25 protein-coding genes are annotated in these 23724 nt (G+C 64.6%); 13 read left to right on the top strand and 12 right to left on the bottom strand.

Annotation, left to right across the window (positions count from 1 at the left end; all coding sequences use genetic code 11):
• Positions 1–57: 57 nt before the first annotated feature.
• From ppdK to K7G82_RS10640, 3 genes are all read right to left on the bottom strand, one after another.
• The gene (gene ppdK, locus K7G82_RS10650) at positions 58–2718 is read right to left on the bottom strand and encodes a pyruvate, phosphate dikinase (protein WP_222989811.1); all 2661 of its coding nucleotides are present in this window, start codon (positions 2716–2718) and stop codon (positions 58–60) included.
• A 64-nt stretch (positions 2719–2782) separates the two neighbouring features.
• Positions 2783–4816, bottom strand: a complete 2034-nt coding sequence (glyS, locus tag K7G82_RS10645; protein WP_222990259.1) for a glycine--tRNA ligase subunit beta — start codon at positions 4814–4816, stop codon at positions 2783–2785.
• Positions 4816–5688 carry a glycine--tRNA ligase subunit alpha gene (locus K7G82_RS10640; protein WP_222989810.1) on the bottom strand — a complete coding sequence of 291 codons (873 nt, stop codon included), beginning with the start codon at positions 5686–5688 and terminating at the stop codon, positions 4816–4818. The genes glyS and K7G82_RS10640 overlap by 1 nt, the downstream gene beginning before the upstream one ends.
• A 157-nt stretch (positions 5689–5845) precedes the next feature.
• Between K7G82_RS10640 and K7G82_RS10635 the strand changes: the two genes are divergently transcribed.
• The 7 genes from K7G82_RS10635 (at position 5846) to K7G82_RS10605 (ending at position 12256) form a co-directional block, all read left to right on the top strand.
• Positions 5846–6736 (top strand): TraB/GumN family protein, encoded by an 891-nt coding sequence (locus K7G82_RS10635; RefSeq protein ID WP_222989809.1) that lies wholly within the window; start codon positions 5846–5848, stop codon positions 6734–6736.
• A gap of 43 nt (positions 6737–6779) precedes the next feature.
• Positions 6780–7664, top strand: a complete 885-nt coding sequence (locus tag K7G82_RS10630) for a TraB/GumN family protein (protein WP_222989808.1) — start codon at positions 6780–6782, stop codon at positions 7662–7664.
• A gap of 237 nt (positions 7665–7901) precedes the next feature.
• Positions 7902–8516, top strand: coding sequence for a 50S ribosomal protein L25/general stress protein Ctc (locus K7G82_RS10625; protein WP_222989807.1), 615 nt, complete (start codon positions 7902–7904; stop codon positions 8514–8516).
• Between the two features lie 112 nt (positions 8517–8628).
• Positions 8629–9198, top strand: coding sequence for an aminoacyl-tRNA hydrolase (gene pth, locus K7G82_RS10620; protein WP_222989806.1), 570 nt, complete (start codon positions 8629–8631; stop codon positions 9196–9198).
• Between the two features lie 113 nt (positions 9199–9311).
• Positions 9312–10412 carry a redox-regulated ATPase YchF gene (gene ychF / locus K7G82_RS10615; RefSeq protein ID WP_222989805.1) on the top strand — a complete coding sequence of 367 codons (1101 nt, stop codon included), beginning with the start codon at positions 9312–9314 and terminating at the stop codon, positions 10410–10412.
• Between the two features lie 111 nt (positions 10413–10523).
• Positions 10524–11756 (top strand): alkaline phosphatase family protein, encoded by a 1233-nt coding sequence (locus K7G82_RS10610; RefSeq protein WP_222989804.1) that lies wholly within the window; start codon positions 10524–10526, stop codon positions 11754–11756.
• 47 nt (positions 11757–11803) lie between these two features.
• Positions 11804–12256 carry a MaoC family dehydratase gene (locus K7G82_RS10605; protein ID WP_222990258.1) on the top strand — a complete coding sequence of 151 codons (453 nt, stop codon included), beginning with the start codon at positions 11804–11806 and terminating at the stop codon, positions 12254–12256.
• Positions 12257–12292: 36 nt separating this feature from the next.
• Here the strand turns inward: K7G82_RS10605 and K7G82_RS10600 are convergent, their stop codons facing one another.
• The 4 genes from K7G82_RS10600 to petA are packed head-to-tail and all read right to left on the bottom strand — an operon-like array spanning position 12293 to position 15619.
• Positions 12293–12844, bottom strand: coding sequence for an adenine phosphoribosyltransferase (locus K7G82_RS10600; RefSeq protein WP_222989803.1), 552 nt, complete (start codon positions 12842–12844; stop codon positions 12293–12295).
• 8 nt (positions 12845–12852) lie between these two features.
• The gene (locus tag K7G82_RS10595) at positions 12853–13722 is read right to left on the bottom strand and encodes a cytochrome c1 (protein ID WP_222989802.1); all 870 of its coding nucleotides are present in this window, start codon (positions 13720–13722) and stop codon (positions 12853–12855) included.
• 14 nt (positions 13723–13736) lie between these two features.
• Complete coding sequence (locus K7G82_RS10590) at positions 13737–15038, bottom strand: cytochrome b (RefSeq protein ID WP_222989801.1); 1302 nt, start codon at positions 15036–15038, stop codon at positions 13737–13739.
• An 11-nt stretch (positions 15039–15049) separates the two neighbouring features.
• Positions 15050–15619: a ubiquinol-cytochrome c reductase iron-sulfur subunit gene (petA, locus tag K7G82_RS10585; RefSeq protein ID WP_222989800.1), complete on the bottom strand. Its 570-nt coding sequence runs from the start codon at positions 15617–15619 to the stop codon at positions 15050–15052.
• A gap of 248 nt (positions 15620–15867) precedes the next feature.
• Between petA and K7G82_RS10580 the strand changes: the two genes are divergently transcribed.
• Genes K7G82_RS10580 through K7G82_RS10570 form a run of 3 tightly spaced genes read left to right on the top strand, consistent with a single transcriptional unit; the run spans position 15868 to position 17749 of the window.
• The gene (locus tag K7G82_RS10580; RefSeq protein ID WP_222989799.1) at positions 15868–16317 is read left to right on the top strand and encodes a tRNA (cytidine(34)-2'-O)-methyltransferase; all 450 of its coding nucleotides are present in this window, start codon (positions 15868–15870) and stop codon (positions 16315–16317) included.
• On the top strand, positions 16314–17156 hold the full coding sequence (gene hemF / locus K7G82_RS10575; RefSeq protein ID WP_222989798.1) for an oxygen-dependent coproporphyrinogen oxidase: 843 nt from the start codon (positions 16314–16316) through the stop codon (positions 17154–17156). Before K7G82_RS10580 ends, hemF begins: the two co-directional genes overlap by 4 nt.
• Positions 17153–17749, top strand: a complete 597-nt coding sequence (locus K7G82_RS10570) for a GNAT family N-acetyltransferase (protein WP_222989797.1) — start codon at positions 17153–17155, stop codon at positions 17747–17749. The genes hemF and K7G82_RS10570 overlap by 4 nt, the downstream gene beginning before the upstream one ends.
• On the opposite strand, the gene K7G82_RS10565 is transcribed toward K7G82_RS10570, so the two are convergent.
• Positions 17746–18522: a DUF7847 domain-containing protein gene (locus K7G82_RS10565; protein WP_222989796.1), complete on the bottom strand. Its 777-nt coding sequence runs from the start codon at positions 18520–18522 to the stop codon at positions 17746–17748. The two genes, K7G82_RS10570 and K7G82_RS10565, sit on opposite strands and share 4 nt — an antisense overlap.
• 215 nt (positions 18523–18737) lie before the next feature.
• Here K7G82_RS10565 and lipB point away from each other — a divergent pair, with 215 nt between their 5' ends.
• From lipB to K7G82_RS10550, 3 genes are all read left to right on the top strand, one after another.
• A complete protein-coding gene (lipB, locus tag K7G82_RS10560; RefSeq protein ID WP_222990257.1) occupies positions 18738–19397 on the top strand; it encodes a lipoyl(octanoyl) transferase LipB in 660 nt (219 codons plus the stop codon).
• A gap of 85 nt (positions 19398–19482) precedes the next feature.
• A complete protein-coding gene (locus tag K7G82_RS10555) occupies positions 19483–19746 on the top strand; it encodes a hypothetical protein (RefSeq protein WP_222989795.1) in 264 nt (87 codons plus the stop codon).
• Between the two features lie 199 nt (positions 19747–19945).
• Complete coding sequence (locus K7G82_RS10550; RefSeq protein ID WP_222989794.1) at positions 19946–20614, top strand: hypothetical protein; 669 nt, start codon at positions 19946–19948, stop codon at positions 20612–20614.
• A gap of 122 nt (positions 20615–20736) precedes the next feature.
• On the opposite strand, the gene queE is transcribed toward K7G82_RS10550, so the two are convergent.
• The 4 genes from queE to hslO all read right to left on the bottom strand — a co-directional run bounded on the left by queE (position 20737) and on the right by hslO (position 23675).
• Entirely contained in the window at positions 20737–21369 is a 633-nt protein-coding gene (gene queE / locus K7G82_RS10545; protein WP_222989793.1) for a 7-carboxy-7-deazaguanine synthase, read from the bottom strand.
• A complete protein-coding gene (gene queC / locus K7G82_RS10540) occupies positions 21366–22067 on the bottom strand; it encodes a 7-cyano-7-deazaguanine synthase QueC (protein ID WP_222989792.1) in 702 nt (233 codons plus the stop codon). Before queC ends, queE begins: the two co-directional genes overlap by 4 nt.
• 177 nt (positions 22068–22244) lie before the next feature.
• Positions 22245–22637, bottom strand: a complete 393-nt coding sequence (locus K7G82_RS10535) for a DUF3617 domain-containing protein (protein WP_222989791.1) — start codon at positions 22635–22637, stop codon at positions 22245–22247.
• A gap of 138 nt (positions 22638–22775) precedes the next feature.
• Positions 22776–23675: an Hsp33 family molecular chaperone HslO gene (hslO, locus tag K7G82_RS10530; RefSeq protein WP_222989790.1), complete on the bottom strand. Its 900-nt coding sequence runs from the start codon at positions 23673–23675 to the stop codon at positions 22776–22778.
• Positions 23676–23724: the final 49 nt, after the last annotated feature.

Below are 23724 nucleotides of genomic sequence, written 5' to 3'. Positions count from 1 at the left end.
CTTCGCGATCGCTCAAGAAAAATGCCCCGGCATCTCTCGATGCCGGGGCATTTTTTATCACGCCTTGAGCGCGGCCTGCGCGGCCGCCAGCCTGGCGATCGGCACGCGATAGGGTGAGGCGGACACGTAATCGAGCCCGGTCTTCTCGCAGAAGGCGATGCTGGCAGGATCTCCGCCATGCTCGCCGCAGATGCCGAGCTTGATGTCGGGCCGCGTCGCCCTGCCCCGCTCCGCCGCCAGCGCGATCAACTGGCCGACACCCTCGATATCGAGGCTGACGAACGGATCGCGCGCGAAGATGCCCTTGTCGACATAGGTGGTGAGGAAACGCCCGGCATCGTCGCGGCTGACGCCGAGCGTCGTCTGCGTCAGATCGTTGGTGCCGAAGCTGAAGAATTCGCCGACTTCCGCGATCTCGCCCGCCATCAGCGCCGCGCGCGGCAGCTCGATCATGGTGCCGACGAGATAATCGACACTGGCGCCGCGTTCGACGAAGACCGCCTGCGCGGTCTTGTCGACGATCGCCTTCATCAGTTCCAGTTCGCGCTTGGTCGCGACCAGCGGGATCATCACCTCCGGGATCGGCGCGCTGCCCGACTTGCCGGCGACGTCGAGCGCGGCCTCGAAGATCGCGCGGGCCTGCATCTCGTAGATCTCGGGATAGGTCACGCCCAGGCGGCAACCGCGATGGCCAAGCATCGGATTGAATTCGTGCAGTTCGGCCGCGCGGCGCTTGAGCGTGTCGATGCTGACATCGGCGGCCGCGGCCACCTCCGCGAACTCGGCTTCCTCATGCGGCAAGAATTCGTGCAGCGGCGGATCGAGCAGGCGGATCGTCACGGGCAGCCCGGCCATCACCTCGAAGATCTCGGTGAAGTCCTTGCGCTGCTCCGGCAACAGCTTGTCGAGCGCGGCGCGGCGGCCGGCCTCGCTGTCCGCCAGGATCATCTGGCGCACCGCCGTGATCCGGCCGGCGTCGAAGAACATATGCTCGGTACGGCACAGGCCGACCCCCTCGGCGCCGAATTCGCGCGCGGTGCGGCAATCGAGCGGCGTTTCCGCATTGGCGCGGACCTTCAGCCGGCGAACCTTGTCCGCCCATTCCATCAAGGTACCGAAATCACCGGCGAGTTCCGGCTGCACGGTCGGCACCGATCCCAGCATCACTTCGCCCGACGCGCCGTCGATGGTGATGATATCGCCTTCCTTCACCTCACGCGTGCCCACGCGCATCAGCTTCGCCTTCGCGTCGATCGCGAGCGTACCGACGCCGGAGACGCAGGGCCGGCCCATGCCGCGCGCAACCACGGCGGCATGGCTGGTCATGCCGCCCCGCGCGGTCAGGATGCCCTTGGCGGCATGCATGCCGTGAATGTCTTCGGGGCTGGTCTCCGTCCGCACCAGGATCACCGCATCGCCCATCTCGGCGCGCTTCTCGGCGGTGTCGCTATCGAACACCGCGATGCCCGACGCTGCCCCCGGCGAGGCGGGAAGCCCCTTGGCCAGCACATCGCGCGGCGCATTGGGGTCGAGCGTCGGGTGGAGAAGCTGGTCGAGCGCCGCGGGGTCGACACGCGCGATCGCCTCGTCGCGGGTGATCAGTTCCTCGTTCGCCATGTCGACCGCGATGCGCAGCGCCGCCTTGGCCGTCCGCTTGCCCGAGCGCGTCTGGAGCATCCAGAGCTTGCCCTGCTGCACGGTGAATTCGATATCCTGCATGTCGCGATAATGGGTTTCAAGCAGGTCGAAGACGCGTGCCAGTTCGGTGAAGGTCTCCGGCATCGCCTCTTCCATCGAAAGCGGCTTGGCCCCTGCCCGTTCGCGCGCGGCCCTGGTCAGATATTGCGGCGTGCGGATGCCGGCGACGACGTCCTCGCCCTGCGCGTTGATCAGGAACTCGCCATAATAGGCACGCTCGCCCGTCGCCGGATCGCGGGTGAAGGCGACGCCCGTCGCCGAGGTGTCGCCCATGTTGCCGAACACCATCGCCTGGACGTTGACCGCGGTGCCCCAGTCGCCCGGAATGTCGTTCAAGCGGCGATAGACCTTGGCGCGCTCGGATTGCCACGAACCGAACACCGCGCCGACCGCGCCCCAGAGCTGGGCGTGCACATCCTGCGGGAACGGCTTGCCCCATTGCTGTTCGACAAGCGCCTTATACTCGCCGACCAGCGCCTGCCAGTCCTCCGCGCTCATTTGCGTGTCGAGGTGGAAGCCCTTGTCTTCCTTGGCGATCTCCAGCGCTTCCTCGAACGCGCCATGATCGAGTTCGAGCACGACGTCCGAATACATCTGGATGAAGCGGCGATAGCTGTCCCACGCGAAGCGGGCGTCGCCCGAGGTTTCGGCCAGGCCCTTCACGGTTTCGTCGTTGAGGCCCAGGTTCAGGACGGTGTCCATCATGCCGGGCATCGAAACGCGCGCGCCGCTGCGGACGGACACGAGCAGCGGATCTGCCGCGTCGCCAAAGACCTTGCCGGTCACCGCCTCGATATGCGCGATGCCGTTCGCCACTTCGGCTTTCACGCTGTCGGGGAAGGTCTCACCTTCCTCATAATAGCGCGTGCACATTTCGGTGGTGATGGTGAAGCCCGGAGGAACAGGCAGACCGATCGACGCCATGCCGTCGAGGTTCGCGCCCTTTCCGCCGAGGAGATTCTTGTTCCCCTGGCCGCCGTCCGACACACCGCCGCCGAAGCGGTAGACATATTGGGTCATCGTTCCGTCCCTGTTGAAATGTGGAGCTTCGCTTCGATTTCCGGGATGATGTCGAAACTCGCGCTCAGCCCTCTATTCTCGAAAAATCGGCGACGCGATGCACCGCATCGCGAACCCGTGCCAGCATCCCCAGTCGCGCCGCCCGTTTGGCCGGGTCGGCATCGTTCACCATCACCGCTTCGAAAAAGCTGTCGATCGGCGCGCGCAGCGTTGCGAGCGCCGCCATCGCGCCTTCGAAATCCTCGGCCGCGATCGCGGCATCCGCCTTCGGCGCGGCGGCATCGAGTGCCGCGACCAGCGCGATTTCCGCGGGTTCGGACGGCGTCGCGGCGGCGACGGTCGGGGCCTCTTCCTTCTTCAGGATATTGGCCGCACGCTTGTAGCCGGCGAGCAGATTGGCGCCGTCCTCGGTTTCGACAAATCCCTGCAACGCCTTCACCCGCGCCAGCAGGCGGACAAGGTCATCCTCGCCGCCCAGCGCGAACACCGCGTCGATCAGATCGTGACGCACGCCCGCTTCGCGCTGCTGGACCTTCAGGCGATCGGCGAAGAAATCGAGCAGTTCGCCGGTATCGAGCGAGACATCCCCGCCATCGACGGACAGGCCGGCCTTCGCACGCTCCAGCACCGTGAGCAGGTTCAGCCGCGTGCCGTTGACCAGGATGGTCTGGATCGCCTGCAAGGCGGCGCGGCGCAGCGCGAACGGGTCCTTCGATCCGGTCGGCCGGATGCCCTGCGCGAAGAAGGCCGCCAGCGTATCGATCCGATCGGCCAGCGCCACGCATGCGGGGATGCAGCCTTCGACCGCCGCGACATATTGCTGCTGCAACGCGGAGACCGTGCCTGGCTTCTCGCCAGCATGTTCGGCATAATAGCCGCCCATGATACCCTGCAACTCGGGGAATTCGCCAACCATGCCGGTCGCGAGATCGGCCTTGGCCAGCAATCCGGCCCGTCGCGCCGTCTCCGGATCACGCTCCGGGAAATATTCGGCCGCGATCCAGGCGGCGAGCGCGGCGATGCGTTCCGCCTTGGCGCGCAGCGTGCCCATGCCTTCATAGAACAACATGTTCTCGAGCTTGGGCAGATAGGCGTCGAGCGGCGCCTTCAGATCCTGCTCCCAGAAGAATTTCGCGTCCGACAGCCGAGCCGCCAGCACCTTGCGATTGCCGTCGACGATCTTCGCGCCGCCGTCCGTCGCCACGATATTCGCGGTGCAGATGAAATTGGGCGCAAGCTTGCCGTCGCGATCGTTGACCGCGAAATATTTCTGGTTGGTGCGCATGGTGAGCTGGATCACCTCACGCGGCACCTGGAGGAATGCGGAATCGAACGATCCGAGCAAGGGCACCGGCCATTCGGTGAGCCCGGCATTCTCGACGACCAGTCCTTCGTCCTCGACCAGCACCAGCCCGGCATTCGCGGCGGCGGCGGTAGCGCCTTCGCGGATCAGCGCCTTGCGCGCATCCTGATCGACAATGACATGGCAGGCGCGCAGCTTGGCGGCATAGTCATCGGCATTGCCGATGGTGATGCGGCCGGGATGGTGGAAACGATGGCCGACGGTTTCGGCGCCCGACGCGACCCCCTCGATCTCGAACGGCACCACCGCATCGCCGAGCAGGGCGACGATGCCCTGCAGCGGCCGCACCCAGCGCAGGCTTTCGGTCGTCTGGCTGGCGCGGCCCCAGCGCATCGATTTGGGCCATGGAAAGGCGCGGACGATCGCCGGCACCGCTTCGGCGAGCACATCGGCGGTCTTGCGGCCGGGTTTTTCGATCACCGCGAAGAGCACGCCGTCACGCTCGACAAGCTGCTCGCGGCTGAGACCCGTCGAACGCAGGAAACCGGCCAGCGCCTGTTCGGGCGCACTGGCGCGGGGGCCCTTGCGTTCCTCGGACACGGCTTCGGTTTCGAGCGGCAGGCCACGCGCGATCAGCGCCAGCCGCCGGGGCGTGGCGAAGGTCTCGATCGCGGCCGATGTCAGGCCGGACTTCGCCAGTTCCTCGCCGAACAGCCGCGCCAGATCGGCGCGCGCCTTGTCCTGCATCCGCGCCGGGATTTCCTCGGACAACAACTCAAGCAGGAAATCCGCCATCACGCGGTCCACCCGTTATGTTCCATCCACGCCGCGCAGCTTCCCTTGGCCAGATCGCGAACGCGGCCGATATAGGCCTGACGCTCGGCGACCGAGATCACGCCGCGCGCGTTGAGCAGGTTGAAGATGTGGCTGGCCTCGATTGCCTGCTCATAGGCCGGGATCGGCAGCTTGCGCTCCAGGCAGAGCTCGCATTCGGCGGTCGCCTTGCGGAACAGATCGAACAGGCGATCGGTATCCGCCACCTCGAAATTCCAGGTCGACATCTGGCGCTCATTTTCGAGGAAGATGTCGCCATAGGTGACGCCGCGACCGTTGAAATCCAGGTCGTACATGCTGTCGACGCCCTGGATATACATGGCCAGGCGCTCCAGCCCATAGGTCAGCTCACCCGCCACCGGCTTGCAGTCGAAACCGCCCATCTGCTGGAAATAGGTGAACTGGGTCACCTCCATGCCGTCGCACCAGACTTCCCAGCCCAGCCCCCAGGCGCCAAGCGTCGGGCTTTCCCAGTCATCCTCGACGAAGCGGATGTCGTGCTTCGAAAAATCGATGCCGATCCGCTTGAGCGACCCCAGATAAAGATCCTGGAGATCGGGCGGACTGGGTTTTAGCATCACCTGATACTGGTAATAATGCTGCCCGCGATTCGGATTCTCGCCATAACGGCCATCGGTCGGCCGCCGGCACGGCTGGACAAAGGCGGCATTCCACGGATCGGGGCCGAGCGCGCGCAGCGTCGTCGCCGGATGAAAGGTGCCGGCGCCCATGCGCATGTCATAGGGCTGCAGGATCACGCACCCCTGCTCGCTCCAGTAATCGTGGAGCGTGAGGATGAGCTGCTGGAAGCTCGGCGGCTTCGAGTCGGTCAATTTCCGGCCTTCGCAGATGCAAAAAATCTCGCGCGAGCCTTTGGCGGATGCGGTCCGGATGGTCAAGAAGAACGGCTGCCTCGGCGGGACTTGCGGAGGTGTCGCCGGCACGCTCTATTGCGTGTCGAGACCGGCTTTCCCGGCAAAGGATGGTGATATGAGGAAGTTCTTCGGCGCGCTGCTGGCCACCGCGATGCTGGCGACGCCCGTCGCGGCGCAAAGCCCCATCGCGGGCACCACCGACGCCGATCCCGCAATCTGGGTGGTGAAGGATTCGGATACCACCATCTATCTGTTCGGCACCGTCCACATCCTCAAGCCCGGCATGTCGTGGTTCGACGAGGCCGTGAAGACCGCTTTCGACGCATCCGACGAACTGGTGCTCGAAATGATCGAGCCCGATCAGGCCGCCATGCAGACGCTGATGACCACCAAGGGCATCGACCCGGACGGTCCGCCGCTTAGCGAGAAGCTGTCGGAGCCGGCGCGCGCCAAATATATCAAGGCGATGGGCGATCTCGGCGTCCCCTATCAGGCGTTCGAGGCGATGAAGCCCTGGATGGCGGCGATCACGCTCGCGGTGATGCCGCTCGGCAAATATGGTTACGACCTGAACAGCGGCGCCGAAAAGATCCTGACCCGCGCTGCGACACAGGCCGGCAAGAAGCTGGGCCAGCTCGAATCCGCGGAACAGCAGCTCGGCTTTTTCGACAGCCTGCCCGAAGCCCAGCAGATCGCGTTCCTGAACGCCACCGTCGATGAAATCCCGACGCTGGGCGAATCGATGGAGAAGATGGACCGCGCCTGGGCCAAGGGCGATCCCGCCGGGCTCGCCATGCTGATGAACGAGTCGATGCAGGAAACGCCCGAGCTCACCAAGATCCTGCTGACCGATCGCAATGCGCGCTGGGCCGACTGGATCGACAAGAGGATGGACCGGCCCGGCACCGTCTTCATCGCGGTCGGCGCCGGCCATCTCGCCGGCAAGGGCAGCGTCCAGGATCAGCTCAAGGCCTATCGCATCAGGGCAAAGCGCATCAAATATTGAGCGTTCATTGCGAAGTCAGCCGCGCATCCCAACATGGCGGCCCATGAAGCGATTCCTACTCTCGATCCCCGCGCTCGTCGGATCCCTGCTCGCCGGCTGCGCCTCCGCCCCCGCCGACCCCGGCCCCAAGCCCGCGCTCTGGAAAGTCGCGGATGCCGATACGACCATCTATCTGTTCGGCACCATCCACCTGCTGCCGCCGGACACGCGATGGCGGACCAAGGCCTTCGACGGCGCGGCCGAACGCGCGCAGCAGCTCGTCCTGGAGATCGTGCCCGACGGCATCGCCGAGCAACAGGCCGAGGCCATGCGCACCCTCGCCTATTCGTCCGGGCTGCCCGCGCTTCGTGATCGCGTGCCCGACGGCAAGCGCGCCGCGCTCGATGCGCTGATCGAAAAGAGCGACATTCCGGCGGCCTCGCTCGACGGGCTGGAAACTTGGGCGGCGGCGATCGCGCTCGCCTCGGCCACGCTGCGCACGCTCGACTCCAAGCCCGGGGCCGGCGTCGAGCAGCAGCTTGGCGACAGTTTCAAGACTGCGGGCAAACCGATCGGCGCGCTCGAGAGTGTCGATGCGCAGATGCGGATGTTCGACGGACTGCCCGAAGAAACGCAGCGGCGGTTCCTGGTGAGCGTGATCGACGATGCGGCGGATACCAATGCCGCCTTCGCCAAGATGATCAAGGCCTGGTCGAGCGGCGACACCAACAAGATCGCCGCGAGCTTCGATGCCGAGCTGCGGCAGTCGCCGGAACTGGCGGAGGCGCTGTTCCACCGCCGCAATGCCGCCTGGGCCGAATGGATCAGGAAGCGGCTCCACACGCCCGGTACGGTGATGGTCGCGGTGGGCGCCGGCCATCTGGCGGGCAAGGATTCGGTGCAGTCGCTGCTCCAGGCGCAGGAACTGAAGGTCGAGCGTATCCAATAGAGTGATTTCTAGGCAGGTGGACTCGCCTGCCGGTTCAGAAATCACGGCAAACAATCGACTCTAACTGTTGCCGCATCGTTTTTGCGGAAAACCGGTTTCCACTTTTCCGCGCGATGCTCTGGCGGCGCGCGCCCGGCTTGCATCCTTGCACGGTTCCGCCTATAGGCCCGCGCTTCCCGTCATGGTCATCCCTGGAGGCGTGGCGGGATTGAACAACCAGCATTTGGAGACATGCATATGAGCGATCAGCTTACGCTGTCGGCCGAAGCGCGCGATCGGGCTGGCAAGGGAGCCTCCCGTGCCCTCCGCCGTGAAGGCCGCGTGCCCGCCGTCATCTATGGGAACAAGGAAGACCCCGTCTCGATTCACATCGAGGAGAAGGTCCTGAACAAGCAGCTTTCGAACGGCCACTTCATGAACACCGTCGTCATGATCGACGTCGGCGGCAAGGCCATTCGCACGCTGCCCAAGGACGTGGCGTTCCACCCCGTCACCGATCGCCCGATCCATGTCGATTTCCTGCGCATCAGCGAGCATGCGAAGGTCCATGTCGAAGTGCCCGTCCACTTCGTCGATGAAGACAATTCGCCCGGCATCAAGCGCGGCGGCGTGCTCAACATCGTGCGCCACGAGCTCGAACTCGTCTGCGACGCGGCCAACATCCCCGACCAGATCGATATTTCGCTGGCCGGCCTCGATGTGGGCGATTCGATCCACATCTCCGCCGTGAAGCTGCCCAAGGGCGCCGAATCGGCGATCACCGATCGCGATTTCACCATCGCCACCCTCGTCGCTCCGTCCGCGCTCAAGTCGAGCGAAGGCGACAACGAGACTCAGGCCGAAGGCGAGTAATCGCTTAACCTCATACGCGTCACCCCGGCGAAAGCCGGGGTCTCCCGTCAAATCCGACGCGATCTGGTTTGGGAGATGCCGGCTTTCGCCGGCATGACGTGAAGGGGAAGACATGCAGATCTGGGTCGGTCTCGGCAATCCGGGCGCGCAATATGCGATGCACCGGCACAATGTCGGCTTCATGGCGGTCGACGCCATCGCCGAAGTCCATGGCTTCGGCCCGGTCAAAAAGGCGTTCCAGGGCTGGACGCAAGAGGGGCGCATCGGATCGGACAAGATCCTGCTGCTCAAGCCCGCGACCTTCATGAACGAAAGCGGCCGCGCCGTCGGCGAGGCGATGCGCTTCTACAAGCTTGGGGTGGAGGACGTGACCGTCTTTCACGACGAGCTCGACCTCGCGCCCTTCAAGGTGAAGGTGAAGACGGGCGGCGGCACCGCCGGCCATAACGGGCTGCGCTCGACCGAGGCGCATATCGGCAACGCATTCCGCCGCGTGCGCATCGGCATCGGCCACCCCGGCCACAAGGATCGGGTGACCGGCCATGTGCTCGGCAATTACGCGAAGGTCGAGATCGAACCGCTGTCCGACATGCTCGGCGCGATCGCGGGCGAGGCGGACTGGCTGGCCGGGGGCGACGATGCCCGTTTCATGAACGAGGTGGCGCTGCGGCTTCAGGATTGATCCGCGCATTGACCCTCAATGCCATTCCCGCGAAAGCGGGAAGCCAGAAGATTCACAGACTCTCGCATAGATTCCCGCTTTCGCGGGAATGACACCGAAGGATAGAAAGCATCATGGGTTTCCGCTGCGGTATCGTCGGCCTTCCGAACGTCGGCAAATCGACGCTCTTCAACGCGCTCACCGAAACCGCCGCCGCCCAGGCCGCGAACTATCCGTTCTGCACGATCGAGCCGAATGTCGGCAATGTCGCCGTGCCCGACGAACGGCTCCAGGCGCTCGCCGGAATCGCGGGATCCGCCAAGATCATCGAAACCCAGCTCGGCTTCGTCGACATCGCCGGGCTGGTGCGCGGCGCCAGCAAGGGTGAAGGCCTGGGCAACCAGTTCCTCGGCAATATCCGCGAGGTGGACGCGATCGTCCATGTCCTGCGCTGCTTCGAGAACGACGATATCCAGCATGTCGACAACAAGGTCGACCCGATCGCCGATGCGGAAACGGTCGAGACCGAATTGATGCTCGCCGATCTGGAGAGCCTGGAAAAGCGCGTTCCCAACTATGCCAAGAAGGCGGCACAGGGCGACAAGGAAGCGAAGATCGCCGCCAGCGTGCTGGGCCAGGCGCTGGACCTTTTGCGTGACGGCAAGCCCGCACGGCTGACCCAGCCCAAGGATGTCGAGGAAGAGCGCGTGCTGCAACAGGCCCAGCTCCTGACCGCCAAGCCCGTGCTCTATGTCTGCAACGTCAATGAGGAAGACGCCGCCAACGGCAACGCCTTCTCCGCGCGCGTCTTCGAAAAGGCGAAGGCGGAAGGCGCCGAAGCGGTGGTGGTCTCGGCCGCGATCGAGGCGGAGATCGCGACGATGCCCGCCGAGGAGCGCGGCGAGTTCCTGTCCGAGCTGGGCCTGACCGAAACCGGCCTCGCACGCGTGATCCGCGCCGGATACGCGTTGCTGCACCTGCTGACCTTCTTCACCGTCGGCCCCAAGGAAGCCCGCGCCTGGACCGTCGAGTCCGGCGCCAAGGCACCCCAGGCTGCAGGCGTCATCCATACCGATTTCGAGCGCGGCTTCATCCGCGCGGAAACGATCGCCTTCGACGATTATATCGCCAACAAGGGCGAAGCAGGCGCGCGCGATGCCGGCAAGCTGCGTTCCGAGGGCAAGGACTATGTCGTGAAGGACGGCGATGTCCTGCTTTTCAGGTTCAACGTCTAGAGCGCTTCCCGAAAAAGGTGGGCACCGGTTTTTTGGCCGGATCAAGATATTGAAATAAGAAAGGCTCTTGGGTCACATTCCCGTAGCAGGAGGAGGTCATTGGAAATCTCGATGTTCCGATCCCTGCTCGCCACCCTCACCGTTCTCGCCCTGACGGCATGTGCGACGACGCCCCCGCCATCCACCGCCCCGGCGGTCGAACAGAGGCGGCCCGTCACCATCCTGATCTCGATCGACGCGTTACGGCCGGATTATCTCGAGCGCGGCGACACGCCCGTGCTGGACGCACTGGCCAGGAAGGGCGTGAAGGCGACGATGCGTCCGAGTTTTCCGACGCTCACCTTCCCCAATCATTACACGCTGGTCACCGGTCTGCGGCCCGACCGCCATGGCATCGTCGCCAACACCCTGTTCGATCCCCGCCGCCCGAACGACCGCTTCCAGAGCAAGGAGCTGGCGGCCGCCGATCCGTTCTGGTGGGCGGAGGCGGAGCCGATCTGGATCACCGCCGAGAAGAACGGGATATTGACGGGAACGATGTTCTGGCCGGGCGAGGAAGCCCCGCATGACGGTATCCGTCCAAGCGACTGGGCCCGGTTCGATCCCAATTACACCGAAGCGCAACGCGTGCGAACCGTCATGGACTGGATGCGGCGCCCCGCCGCGATCCGCCCCGCGTTCGTGACGCTCTATTTCGACCTGGTCGACAAGACCAGCCACAAGCAGGGCCCGCACAGCGACGCGACGATCGCGGCGGTGCGGGAAGCGGACGCGTTGATCGGCGAACTTGCCGCAGGCCTCGATGCGCTCGGCCAACCCGCCAACCTCGTCATCGTCTCCGATCACGGCATGCGGCAGATCGAACCCGAGCGGACCGTGCTGATCGAGAGGCTGCTGCCACGGGGCAGCTATCGCCTGATCAGCTTCGGTCCGTTCGCATCGATCGACCCCATGCCCGGCCATGACGAGATCGTCGCGCGCGCGCTGCTCGCGCCCAATCCGAATATGGACTGCTGGCGAAAGGCCGATGTCCCCAGGCGCTTTCGTTATGGCGAGAATCCGCGCGTCGCCGCGTTTCTATGCCTCGCCAAACCGGGTGCGGAGGTGATGGCCGGAAGGCTGCCGACCAACAAGGGCGATCATGGCTATGATCCGGACGATCCGGACATGACCGCGCTGTTCCTGGTCCACGGCCCCGCATTCCGGCGCGACGGCACGATCCCGGCGAAGTTCGACAATGTCGACCTCTACCCCCTGCTGGCGTCGCTGATCGGCGTGCCGGCCCAGCCCAATGACGGCGATGCGAAGACGCTGCGACCGATCCTTCGGACGGCCGGCGATTGACGTTGCCGGGAACGTCAGCTTGAAGCACTGGCTTCGCGGAGGTGATGATGCAGTATTTCGAGGATATCGAGGTCGGGTCGAAGACCCAGTTCGGCCGGTATGAAGTGACGCGCGACGAGGTGATCGAATTCGCGAGGAAGTTCGATCCCCAGCCCTTCCACCTTTCGGATGAGGCTGCCGCCCAAACCTATTTCGGCCGGATCGCGGCCAGCGGCTGGCACACGGCGTCGATATCCATGTCGATGATCGTCGCGCATCTGGAAACCACGAAACAGGCCGGACTCGGCGGACTCGGCATCGACGATCTGCGCTGGTGGAAACCCGTCTATCCCGGCGACACGCTGCGCTGCGAGATCGAGATCCTCGAAAAGACCGAATCGCGCAGCAAGCCCGATCGGGGCACCTATCGATCGCGCCTGAGCGTCTTCAATCAGGACGGCGAGAAGGTCATGAGCTACGTGAACACCGCGCTCATCCGCAGACGGCCGACCGAAGGCTGAAACGGAAAGACGAGCGGAAGGGAAAGTTCCGTTCGATCAATGCCCGTCGAAAGCGACCAGGCTTTCGACGGTGATCCCGGCCTGACGCAGACGGTCCGCGCCGCCCAGTTCGGGTAGGTCGACGACGAACAGCGCGCCAGCCACCTCCCCACCCTGGATACGGACAAGCTCCGCGGTCGCCATCACCGTACCGCCGGTGGCGATCAGATCGTCGACGATCAACACGCGCCTGGGCGGGATCAGGTCGTGCGCGTGCATCTCCAGCCGGTCCGTGCCGTATTCGAGCGCATAATCCACGCCGACGGTTTGACCGGGCAGCTTGCCGCGCTTGCGGATGGGCAGCACGCCCAGCTTCAATTCCTTCGCGAGCGCGGCGCCGAACAGGAAGCCCCTGGCCTCGACGCATGCGATGAGATCGGGCGCCATCGGACGCGCCAACACCGCCAGCCGATCGACGGTCTCGGCGAAGCCGGGGCCATCGAGCAGCAGGGCGGTGATGTCACGAAACTGGATTCCGGGCTGCGGAAAGTCCGGAATGGTGCGGATGAGCGCCTTCAGATCGGCGTTGGCGTCGCTGCCGGCGCTCATCGGGTCGCTCAGTGCCCCTTCTTGTCGCGCCAGATATTCTGGTACGCCATCCAGGTCAGCACGGTGAAGAACAGCAGGAAGATGATCACGCCCAGGCCGACGCTATGGCGGTTCTCCAGCTTGGGCTCCGCCGTCCAGGTGAGGAAGGCGGCGACGTCCTGCGCCATCTGCGGAACGGTCGACTTGGTACCGTCGTCGAACGTCACCTGATCGTTACCGGTCAACGGCGGCGCCATCGCAAGGTTCAGGTTCGCGAAATAGGGGTTGAAGTGCAGGCCTTCACCGGTCTTTGCGTCCGGGAATGCCTTGAGCAATTCCTCGCCCTTCTCGTTCTTGTAGCCCTTCTGATCAACATAGCCGGTCAGCAGCGAATAGACATAGTTCGTGCCGTCATGCCGGGCCTTGGTCATCAGCGAAAGATCGGGCGGCAAGGCACCGGCATTCGCGGCACGCGCGGCGACTTCGTTGGCGAACGGCGACGGGAAGCGGTCGGCCGGGATCGACTTGCGCGTTGCCGGCTCGCCCGTCTCCGGATTGATGCTCGGCGTCTCGATCGCCCATTCGGACGCGATCGTCTTCACCTGTCCTTCGGTGAAACCGATATTCTGCAGGTCGCGGAAGGAAACCAGACGCAGCGAGTGGCAGGCGGCACAGACTTCCTTGTAGACCTTGAAGCCACGCTGAAGCTGGCCTTGATCAAACTTGCCGAACGGGCCGGTGAAGCTGAACGCCACTTCGTGCTTGGGGTGTTTGTGGAACGCGTGCTCGGCGGTGGGCGCGGGTGGTTCGCTCACATAAGCGATGGCACCCCAGAGCAGCGACCACAACAGGACGCCGACAAAGCCGAGACCGACCAGGAAACCGATAGGACGGACCATGTTGTTCTAACCCCTTATTCGGCCGGCTGCGCGGAGGCAGTGTTGGTCGAGAGCGTTGCGCCGTCCTTGCCCGCCAGGACCGCTTCGGTGATCGAATTGGGCAGCGGCAGCGGCCGCTCGATCTTCGACACGATCGGCAGGATGATCAGGAAGTGCGCGAAATAATAAGCTGCGGCGATCTGCGAGATCATCACATAGGGCTCTTCCGCCGGCGCACCGCCGCAATAGCCGAGCACGAGAACGCAGGGCACCAGGCCGAACCAGAAGAACTTGCGGTAGAGCGGCCGGTAATTGGCCGAACGGACCGAGGACTTGTCGAGCCAGGGCAGGAAGAACAGCAGCAGGATCGCGGCGAACATCGCCAGCACGCCCCACAGCTTCGCCGGCAGGATGAAATCGACCGTGAAGGCGCGCAGGATCGCGTAGAACGGCCAGAAATACCATTCGGGAACGATATGCGCCGGGGTCGAGAGCGGGTTCGCCGGAATATAGTTGTCGGCATGGCCCAGATAGTTGGGCGCATAGAAGAGCAGCGCCGCGAAGACGAGCAGGAACACGCCCAGTCCGAAACCGTCCTTCGCCGTGTAATAGGGATGGAACGGAACGGTGTCCTGCGGCCCCTTCACTTCCACGCCCGTCGGGTTCGACGAGCCGGGGATGTGCAGCGCCCAGATGTGCAGCACGATGACGGCGGCAATCACGAACGGCAGCAGATAGTGCAGCGAGAAGAAGCGGTTCAGAGCGGCATTGTCAGGCGCGAAGCCGCCGAGCAGCCAGGTCTGGATCGGTTCGCCCACCAGCGGGATCGCACCGAACAGGCCGGTGATCACCTTCGCGCCCCAGAAGCTCATCTGCCCCCAGGGAAGCACATAGCCCATGAACGCGGTGGCCATCATCAGCAGGAAGATGACGAGGCCGAGCAGCCACACCATCTCGCGCGGCGCCTTGTACGATCCGTAATAAAGGCCGCGGAAGATGTGCAGATAAACGACGATGAAGAACATCGACGCGCCGTTGGCATGCGCGTAGCGCAGCAGCCATCCGGCATTGACGTCGCGCATGATATGCTCGACCGAATCGAACGCCACCGCGCCGTTCGCCGCATAATGCATGGCGAGGACGATACCGGTGATGATCTGGATCGCGAGCGCCGCGCCGGCGAGAACGCCGAAATTCCAGAAGTAATTGAGATTGCGCGGAACCGGATAGCCGGCGCCGACCGCATTGTAGACGAGACGCGGCAGAGGCAGCTTCTCGTCCAGATAGCGCATCAACGGGTGCTTCGGCGCATATTGCTCAGCCCAGGGAAAGCTCATCTGTGTCTACCTCACCCGATCCGGACCAGCGTGTCCGACGTGAATTCATATTCCGGCACTTCCAGATTCTTGGGCGCCGGGCCTTTGCGGATGCGCGCGGCCGTATCGTAGTGCGAGCCATGGCACGGGCAGAAATAGCCGCCGAACTCGCCGCGATTCTCACCTTCGGCGGCGCCCAGCGGCACGCAGCCGAGATGGGTGCAGACGCCCATGGTGATCAGCCACTGCTGCTTGCCTTCCTTGGTGCGGTCAGCGAGCGACTGGGGATCGCGCAGCGAATCCACCGGCACGGCATCGGCCTCCGCGATCTCCTTGGGAGTCAGGTGGCGAATGAACAGCGGCTGCTTGCGGAACACCGTCTTGATCGCCTGCCCCGGCTGGATCGCCGCGACATCCTGTTCGATCGAGGCGAGCGCGAGCACGTCCGCCGAAGGGTTCATCTGGTTGATCAGCGGCAGCACCACGGCAGCCGCGCCGACTCCGGCGAAACTGACCGCCGCGATATTGATGAAATCCCGGCGGCGCACACCCTCTTCGGAGGGGTCGGTCTCGCCCGGGGCGGTCTGTTCCAGCGTAGCCATTCACCTGCCCTTGCGGTTCGAATCGATATGCAGGGGATCGGCCGCGCATGCGCGGCAACACGTGACCAAGCCCCTCATTCCGCCCTTGGTCCGGGGCGGATCGCCGGCCTGATAGCCAAGTGACGGCGGTTTTGCCAACTGCAATTTGACTGTTCCGCGGCACCCCCGCGCCCAATGCTTTCGCCGAGAGGCGATTTCGGGCGTTCAGGGTGTTTCACAGCGGCATGAATCGGCTCTAATGGCGCATCATGCGAATTGCTCTCTATCAACCCGAAATCGCCGGAAATGTCGGGGCTGTCCTGCGCCTGGCCGCCTGTTACGGCGTCCCCGTCGACATCATCGAACCCTGCGGCTTCGCCTTTTCGGACAAGCGCCTCGCGCGCGCGGGCATGGATTATGCCGCCGCGGCGGAAATAACGCGCCACAGCGATTGGGCGGCGTTCGACAGCGCGCGGACCGGCCGCCTCGCGCTTTTGACCACACGCGGCGCGATGCCGCTGCATCAGGCGGCATTCGCGCCCGACGACATATTGCTGATGGGATCCGAAAGCGCGGGTGTGCCGGATGACGTGCACGATCGCGCCGAATTGCGCGTCCGCATTCCGCTTCGCGCCGGCTTTCGGTCCTTGAATCTGGGCATGTCGGCTGGCATCGCGCTCACCGAGGCGCTCAGGCAGACAGGAGGAATGCCGGAATGATCGAGCTCGATACCGAGCAACAGGCGGCGCGGACGTGGTTCGAAAGCCTGCGCGACCGGATCTGCGCCGCGTTCGAGGCGATCGAGCGGGACGCCGGCAGCGACGCGCGCTTCGACTATCTTTCCTGGGACCGCGCCGATCCCGACGGCAGCCCCGGCGGCGGCGGCGTGCGCGGCGTGATGAAAGGCAAGGTCTTCGAGAAGGTCGGCGTGAACGTCTCGACCGTCGGCGGCAGATTCGAAGGCGATTTCGCCAAGACCATCCATGGCGCCGCCGAGGACCCCCGCTTCTTCGCCACCGGCATCAGCCTGGTCGCGCACATGGCAAACCCCCATGTGCCGGCGGTGCACATGAACACCCGCTTCCTGGCGACCACCAAGCGCTGGTTCGGGGGGGGGGCCGATCTCAATCCGCCGATTCCCTATGATGTCGACACGGCCGACTTCCACGCGCGCCTGAAAATGGCCTGCGACGCGCATGATCCGGCGCATTATCCCCGCTTCAGGCAATGGGCCGACGATTATTTCTATATTCCCCATCGCGGAGTGCATCGCGGCGTGGGCGGCATCTTCTACGATCATCTCGAAGGCGATTTCGAATCGGGCTTCGCGTTCACCCGCGATGTCGGCGAGGCATTTCTCGACGTCTATCCGCAGATCGTGCGACGGCGGATGAACAGCGAATGGACCGACGCCGACCGTACCCGCCAGCTTGCCTGGCGCGGGCGCTATGCCGAATTCAACCTGGTGTATGACCGGGGCACGCTGTTCGGCCTCAAGACGGGCGGAAATGTCGACGCCATCCTGATGAGCCTGCCGCCGATGGCGAGCTGGGAATGACGACCGCCGGGCTCACGCCGGTGCCACGCGGCCATGTCGCCGCGGTCGTCACCTCGCTCGAGATGCGCAAGCGCCCGCCGGCCCGCCCCCTGCCGCCATCGCCACTGCGGCTGGAGCGGTGGCATGCGCCGAGTGCGGACAAATATCGTCAGCTCTTCCGCAGGATCGGCGAACCCTGGCTCTGGTTCTCCCGGCTGATCATGGCCGGCGATCAGCTCGAAGCGATCATCCACGACCCGCTCGACGAAATCCATGCGGTGCTCGACGCGCGCGGCATCGAAGTCGGCATATTGGAACTCGACTTCCGGACGCCGGGCCAATGCGAGATCGGGTTTTTCGGCCTGGTGCCCGAACTGGCCGGACAAGGGCATGGCCGCTGGCTGATGGCGCACGCGATGGCGCTGGGCTGGCGCGCCGGGATCGAGCGGCTCTGGGTGCATACCTGCACGCTCGACCATCCCGGGGCGCTCGGCTTCTATCAGAGGCAGGGCTTCACGCCCTTCGCCCGCTTCATCGAGACTTTCCCCGATCCGCGCCTGGCCGGCCATCTGCCGCGCGAATCCGCGCCGCACATTCCAGTGATCGCGGGCTAGCTTCGCGGCGCAGACACTTGCGCGTAGAGATGCGCGATCATCGCTGACAGATAGACGGAGAAGACCGTGCTCAGCGCGGCACTCACGAGTTCCAGGATCAGCTTCGCGATCGGTTCGTCCGAAGGACTTCCGATCACGACCGTGACGACGATCCCGAAGATCGAGGAAAGCGCGATGCTCGCGACCATCAGCACGACGAAAAACGCGACGAACATCGTGAACAGCTTGAAGAACTGACCGCGCGTCAGTTCCCAGCTTCTTGAAACGATCGCGAGCGGCCCCGCCCCTTCCATCGCCGCCACCGGATTCATGAACATCAGCCGGATGCCGACCAATATGAACAGCGGAACCATCAGCAGCAGCGCGATGCCCGTTCCCGCCGCGACGTTCCCGCCGCTCAGCACCGCGGCCAACATGAGAACAGGAACGCTCGCGACCATGCCCGCAAGCATCAGGAGCAGCGCAGCGCCAACCAGCGGCAGGATCCGGGGCAGCGCCAGCCTGATCGCCTCTCCCACGCTGATTCCCCGACGCAACACCAGATTGTTGAGCGTCAGGCCGCCGGCGATCGACAGGATGACCATCGGAATGATCGCCAGCATCCACGGCCCGGGCTCCGGCGTCTGATCCGGCGCCATGCTGGGCGTGAACTGACCGAGGATCACGCTCGGCAAGCCGACAAAGGCGAACGCGACCGGCATCAGCAACCCGGCTTCGCGCGCGACGAATGCCATCGTCTGGTTCCACGCGTCACTGATCGAGAGATTAATCATCCGGTCTCCTTTGCGGCCGCCCTTCTAGAGCGATTTGGAGTTCGATGGAATCATCGAACGGCTCGCAAATCGCGCAAAACAAAGACGAGGGCATGCGATCCGCGTCCGGCGGATCACTGCATGCTCTAGAGCGGTTCAGGAAAAAGTGGGAACCGGTTTTTCAGTCGCAAGCCCAGGGGTTGCAGCCGCGCCGCGCCGCGCGCACAGGGCGATCCATGAACATCCCCGCAGAGATCGAATGGCGCGTCAGCGACACGCCGGTTTCCTATCCCGAAGCACTGGCGGAGATGGAAGCGCGTGCCGCCGCCGTCGCCGCCGGGGAAGCGGCTGAACTCGTCTGGCTGCTGCAACACCCTCCACTCTACACCGCGGGCACGAGCGCGGACCCGGTCGAACTGATCGACGCACGCTTTCCCGTGTATCCGGCGGGGCGCGGCGGGCGCTACACCTATCACGGTCCCGGACAGCGCATCGGCTATGTCGTGCTCGATCTGAGCAAGCGCGGCCGCGACGTCCGCTGCTTCGTTCACGCGCTGGAAGGCTGGGTGATCGACGCGCTGGCAGAACTCGGCGTCGCCGCCAGGCGTGCCGAGGGCCGGATCGGCATCTGGACCGACGACCATGGTCAGGAGGCAAAGGTCGGCGCGATCGGCGTGCGGGTGCGCCGCTGGGTGACGATGCACGGCTTCTCGGTCAACGTCGATCCCGATCTGTCCCATTTCGGCGGCATCGTGCCCTGCGGCCTTCCGGACTTTCCGGTCACCAGCCTCTCGAAACTGGGCAAAGACAGCGACATGGCAGCGCTGGATGCAGCACTGACGCGCGCTTTTCCGAACTTCCTGACTTCGATGTGCGGTGCACAAAGACAGGGTTGAGGCACATCAAGTTTGTGTTTACGCTGGGTGATGGATTGGGAAAAGGCCAGAGGGCCGCCAGATCCTGGCAACTAGGGAGTTTCAAATGCGTGACATGATCTCGAAGCTGATGACCGGTTCCGCTGTGGCCGGCGCGGCGCTTCTCGTCGCGGCCTGCGGCAGCAGCCAGCCCGCCGAGAACAACACGACCGCCAATGTCGAAGAAATGAATGTCGAAGACGCCATGATGGACGGCACGACCAACGACATGATGACCAACACCGACGCCGCGATGGGCAATGCCGAGAACATGGCAGCCGACAACGCCGCCGATGCCAACGCGACCAACGCGACCAGCAGCGCGTCCTGATCGGATCAGATCGGGCCTCTCCTTGCGGGAGGGCTGACGGAAAGGGCCGCCCGGCATGCCGGTGCGGCCCTTTTTCTTGGCCATGTTCCGGCGCCGTACGACCGGTCGTGCGAACGACACGACGAAAAGGCGCTTCACGCTTGAGCCCGATTCACCTAATCCTTAGGAATTGTGCGAGCGGAAGGCATTGAAGACGATCATGAAGAGTGTGCGTAATATCGTAGCGGGGGTGCTGGCCATCAGCGGCTTCATGGCGTCGGCGAACATCGCCAACGCCCAGATTTTCCTGAAATCTCCGGATTTCAGCGGGGCGCCGGTTACCGGCGGCGAGGCGGGCGTGCTTTCCCCCCTCCCTGGCGCCAAGCCCGAGGAACTTCATGCGGGTCTGGTCTGGAGCCTGCGCGCGGCGCTCAACGTCGCGGCGCTGCAATGCCAGTTCGAACCCTCGCTGCTGACGCTCAACCAGTATAATTATCTGATCAAGGATCGCGCCGGCGAATTCACGAAGGCGTACAACACGCTCAACGGCTATTTCAAACGCACGAACAAGACGCCGAAAGCCGCACAGATGGCGATCGACCAATATGGCACGCGCACCTATCTCGGCTTCTCGACGGTGCAGGGCCAGCTGGGCTTCTGCCTGACCGCCAGCCGCGTGGGCCGCGCGGCCTTGTTCGCACCGAGCAACGGCATGGGCGACATCGCGTCACGGCGCATGCGCGAGTTGCGCAACAGCATGATCCCGATGGGCGAGCAGCAATTCTCGCGCTTCCTGATGCCGCCCTATCAGGCGAAGCGCGTGACCTATGATCCCAAATGCTGGGACAAGAAGAACCTGCTCAAGAAGAACTGCCCCGGCCTGCAATAGATCGGGCAGTAGAGGCCGAACCTGGTGCGGGCTGTGCGAAACCTGAATCACGCAGCCTGCCCTATCCACATGCTTCTGCATCATTTTTTGCGAAATTCGGAGTCCGTTTTTCGCAGAACGCTCTAGCGCAGGCCGAGATGCTTGTGGGTCTGGAGTGAAAGCCGCCATTTCGGCCGCGCCATCGCGAAATCGATCGCGGCGCGCACATTCTCCTCGCCGCGCGCATCGTCCATCGGCTGGACGAGGAGATGGCCGAAATCCCAGCCCTCCATCGCATCGACATCACTGCCCGGCTGCGGCCAGACCAGCTTGAGCTCGTCGCCCGAGCGTTGGACGACATCCGATCCGGCCTTGGGACTGACGCAGATCCAGTCGAGTCCCGCCGGCGCGGCGATCGTGCCGTTGGTTTCCACCGCGACCTCGAAGCCCTCGCCATGCAGCGCGGCGATCAAGGCCTCGTCGAGCTGAAGCAGCGGCTCCCCACCGGTGCAGACGATATAGGCATGGGCCCTGTCCTCACCCCAGATCATGCCGGCCCTGGCGGCAAGCGCGGCCGCGTCGGGATAGCGACCGCCATCGGTGCCATCGAGCCCGACAAAATCGGTATCGCAAAAACGGCAGATCGCGTCGGCGCGATCCTGTTCGCGCCCCGTCCAGAGATTGCAGCCCGCGAAACGCAGGAAGACGGCACGACGCCCAGCCTGACGCCCTTCCCCCTGAAGCGTCAGGAACATCTCCTTGACGGCGTAGCTCATCGCCCGGCGGCGGGCGCGCCGTGATCGACCAGCCCGGCCTCCGCGAACCCCTTGGCGCGCAGCCGGCAACTGTCGCACGTACCGCAGGGCTGGCCCTGCGGCGTGGGATCGTAGCACGACCAGGCGAGCCCGGTATCGAGGCCCAGACGATAGGCCTCTCGCGCGATCTCCGCCTTGCCCAGATGCTGGAGGGGCGCATGGATACGGAACGGCGCGCCTTCGACACCAGCCTTTGTCGCGACCTCGGCAAGGCTTTCGAACGCAGCGATGAATTCGGGGCGGCAGTCGGGATAACCCGAATAGTCGAGCGCATTGACACCGACGAAGATGTCGCGCGCGCCGGCGGCTTCGGCCCATCCGAGCGCGACCGACAGGAAGATCGTGTTGCGCGCCGGAACATAGGTGACGGGGATGCCGTCCTCCACGCCGTCATGCGGCACCGCGATATCGTCGGTCAGCGCCGACCCGCCGAAGCTGCGCAGATCGAGCGGCAGGACCACATGTCGTTCGGCGCCGATCTGGTGCGCGATCCGCCGCGCGGCCGCCAGTTCGACCAGATGACGCTGGTTGTAGTTGATGGTGAGCGCGAGCACGCTGAAGCCGGCCTCACGCGCGAGGCCCGCGCAGACCATCGAATCGAGCCCGCCGGACAGCAGGACGACCGCGCGCCGGGCGCCATTGGATGTATCGCTCGTCATGATCGCCGGGGGCTACGCGCTCAACGGCGCGCTGGCAAGGCCAGCCCCCCATCAACAAACGGGCCGCGTCCGGTTTCGGAGCGGCCCAGGTTAGGCATATAGCCTGCTAGGGAGGAAAGCGTGCCGAACCCGGCACCGTTCCGGTCTAGCGTGAAAGCGTGAACATCCGATTAAGCGTCAACGGCAGGCGCCGGCGTGCCGCGCCTCGTAGCTGACGTTGAACGGCGCGTTGTTCGCGATGCCCTGCGATTCGATCTGCAGGATGCGACTGCTCTCGACGCGAATGCTCGTCCGGCCATGGCCCGCGCCCGGGCAGGTATAATGGACGGTCGCGCGATTGGGCTGGCTGTCGATCACGAAACGCGAACAGGTTCCGCCACCATGCTGGATCTGCACCAGCATCGACGGATCGGCGACGCACAATTTGCGCGGCGGCGTGCTCGAGCCGCGCACGCGCAGTTCCCACATACCGCGCTCGATGCCGCGCAGCGCGGGCAGTTCGGCCGTACGCTCGGCCTGGCCCGCGGGCGCGGCGCTTCCCGCCAGCATCGCCAGAGCCAGACCAGCCACGGGAATCAGGGATCGAAAACGGGTCGCGCGCATCATCTGTTTCCCTCGCCGGAACAGTGCAGACCCGCCGCTGCAACCCAGATGCGGCGAATCGTTACGCAGATCACATAATGCGCGCGGGCGCGGCTTCAAGCCCCGTCAGCTCTCCACCGTCTCCAGCGGAATCGGGAAAATCCGCGCGCAAAAGGCACAGTCGACGCTGATGACGCCGTTTTCGCCCGCCATCTCGCGCCGCTCCTCGGCCGGAAACCGGCCGATGACGTCGCGGATATGCGCGGGATCGCAGCGACAGCCCTTGCGAAGCGACGCCTCGGCCAGCAGCCGGACCTCGTCCTCCTCATTGAACAGCCGCCACACCAGCGTCTCGAGCGGCAAGTCGGGATCGGTCAGTTCCTCGCCCCGGATCGTCTCGCCGAGCATGCGGACATGCTCCCATTCGGGGTGATCGAGCCGGGTATGCAACCGCTCCCGGCCCTGCTCGCCCTCGGGCAGATGCTGAAGCAGCAGGCCACCGACACGGCATCCGTCATCGCCGCCCTGCATGGCGGTGAAGCGGACAAGCGTGGGGATCTGTTCGGATTGGCAGAAGTAATTCTCCGCCGCATCGGCCAGCGATGTCCCCTCCAGCGGCACGATGCCCTGATAGCGCTCGCCCGACACCGCCTGATCGAAGGTGATCGCCAGATAGCCCTTGCCGAACAACGCAAAAAGCGTCGGATCGGCGGGAATCTCGGCAAGCCGGTCGCCATCGAACTTCACATAGCCGCGCAGTTCGCCATCGCGATAATCGCAGACCAGCAGATCGATCACGCCATTCTCGGTCTGCGCCTGCAGCGTCATCTGCCCGGCATCGTCCTTGAGCGTCGAGCCAAGCAGCGCGGTGAGTGCCAGCGCCTCCGCCAGCACCTTCTCGATCACAGGCGGATAGCGGTGCGCGGCGAGAATCTCGTCCAGTACCGGCCCGAGCCGCACCAGCCGCCCGCGCGCATGATGGCCGGGAATGGTGAAACCGAGCAAAGTGTCGAGATTGGCTGTCATGATCTCATTTCCGCGTGGGGCACGCCCCAATGTCCCTCCCGCCCATGCG

It is taken from the genome of Sphingomonas colocasiae (assembly GCF_019880585.1).
Classification (GTDB): domain Bacteria; phylum Pseudomonadota; class Alphaproteobacteria; order Sphingomonadales; family Sphingomonadaceae; genus Sphingobium_A; species Sphingobium_A colocasiae.
Note: the sequence above shows the minus strand (reverse complement) of the source record. Positions and strands in the feature narration are given on the sequence as shown.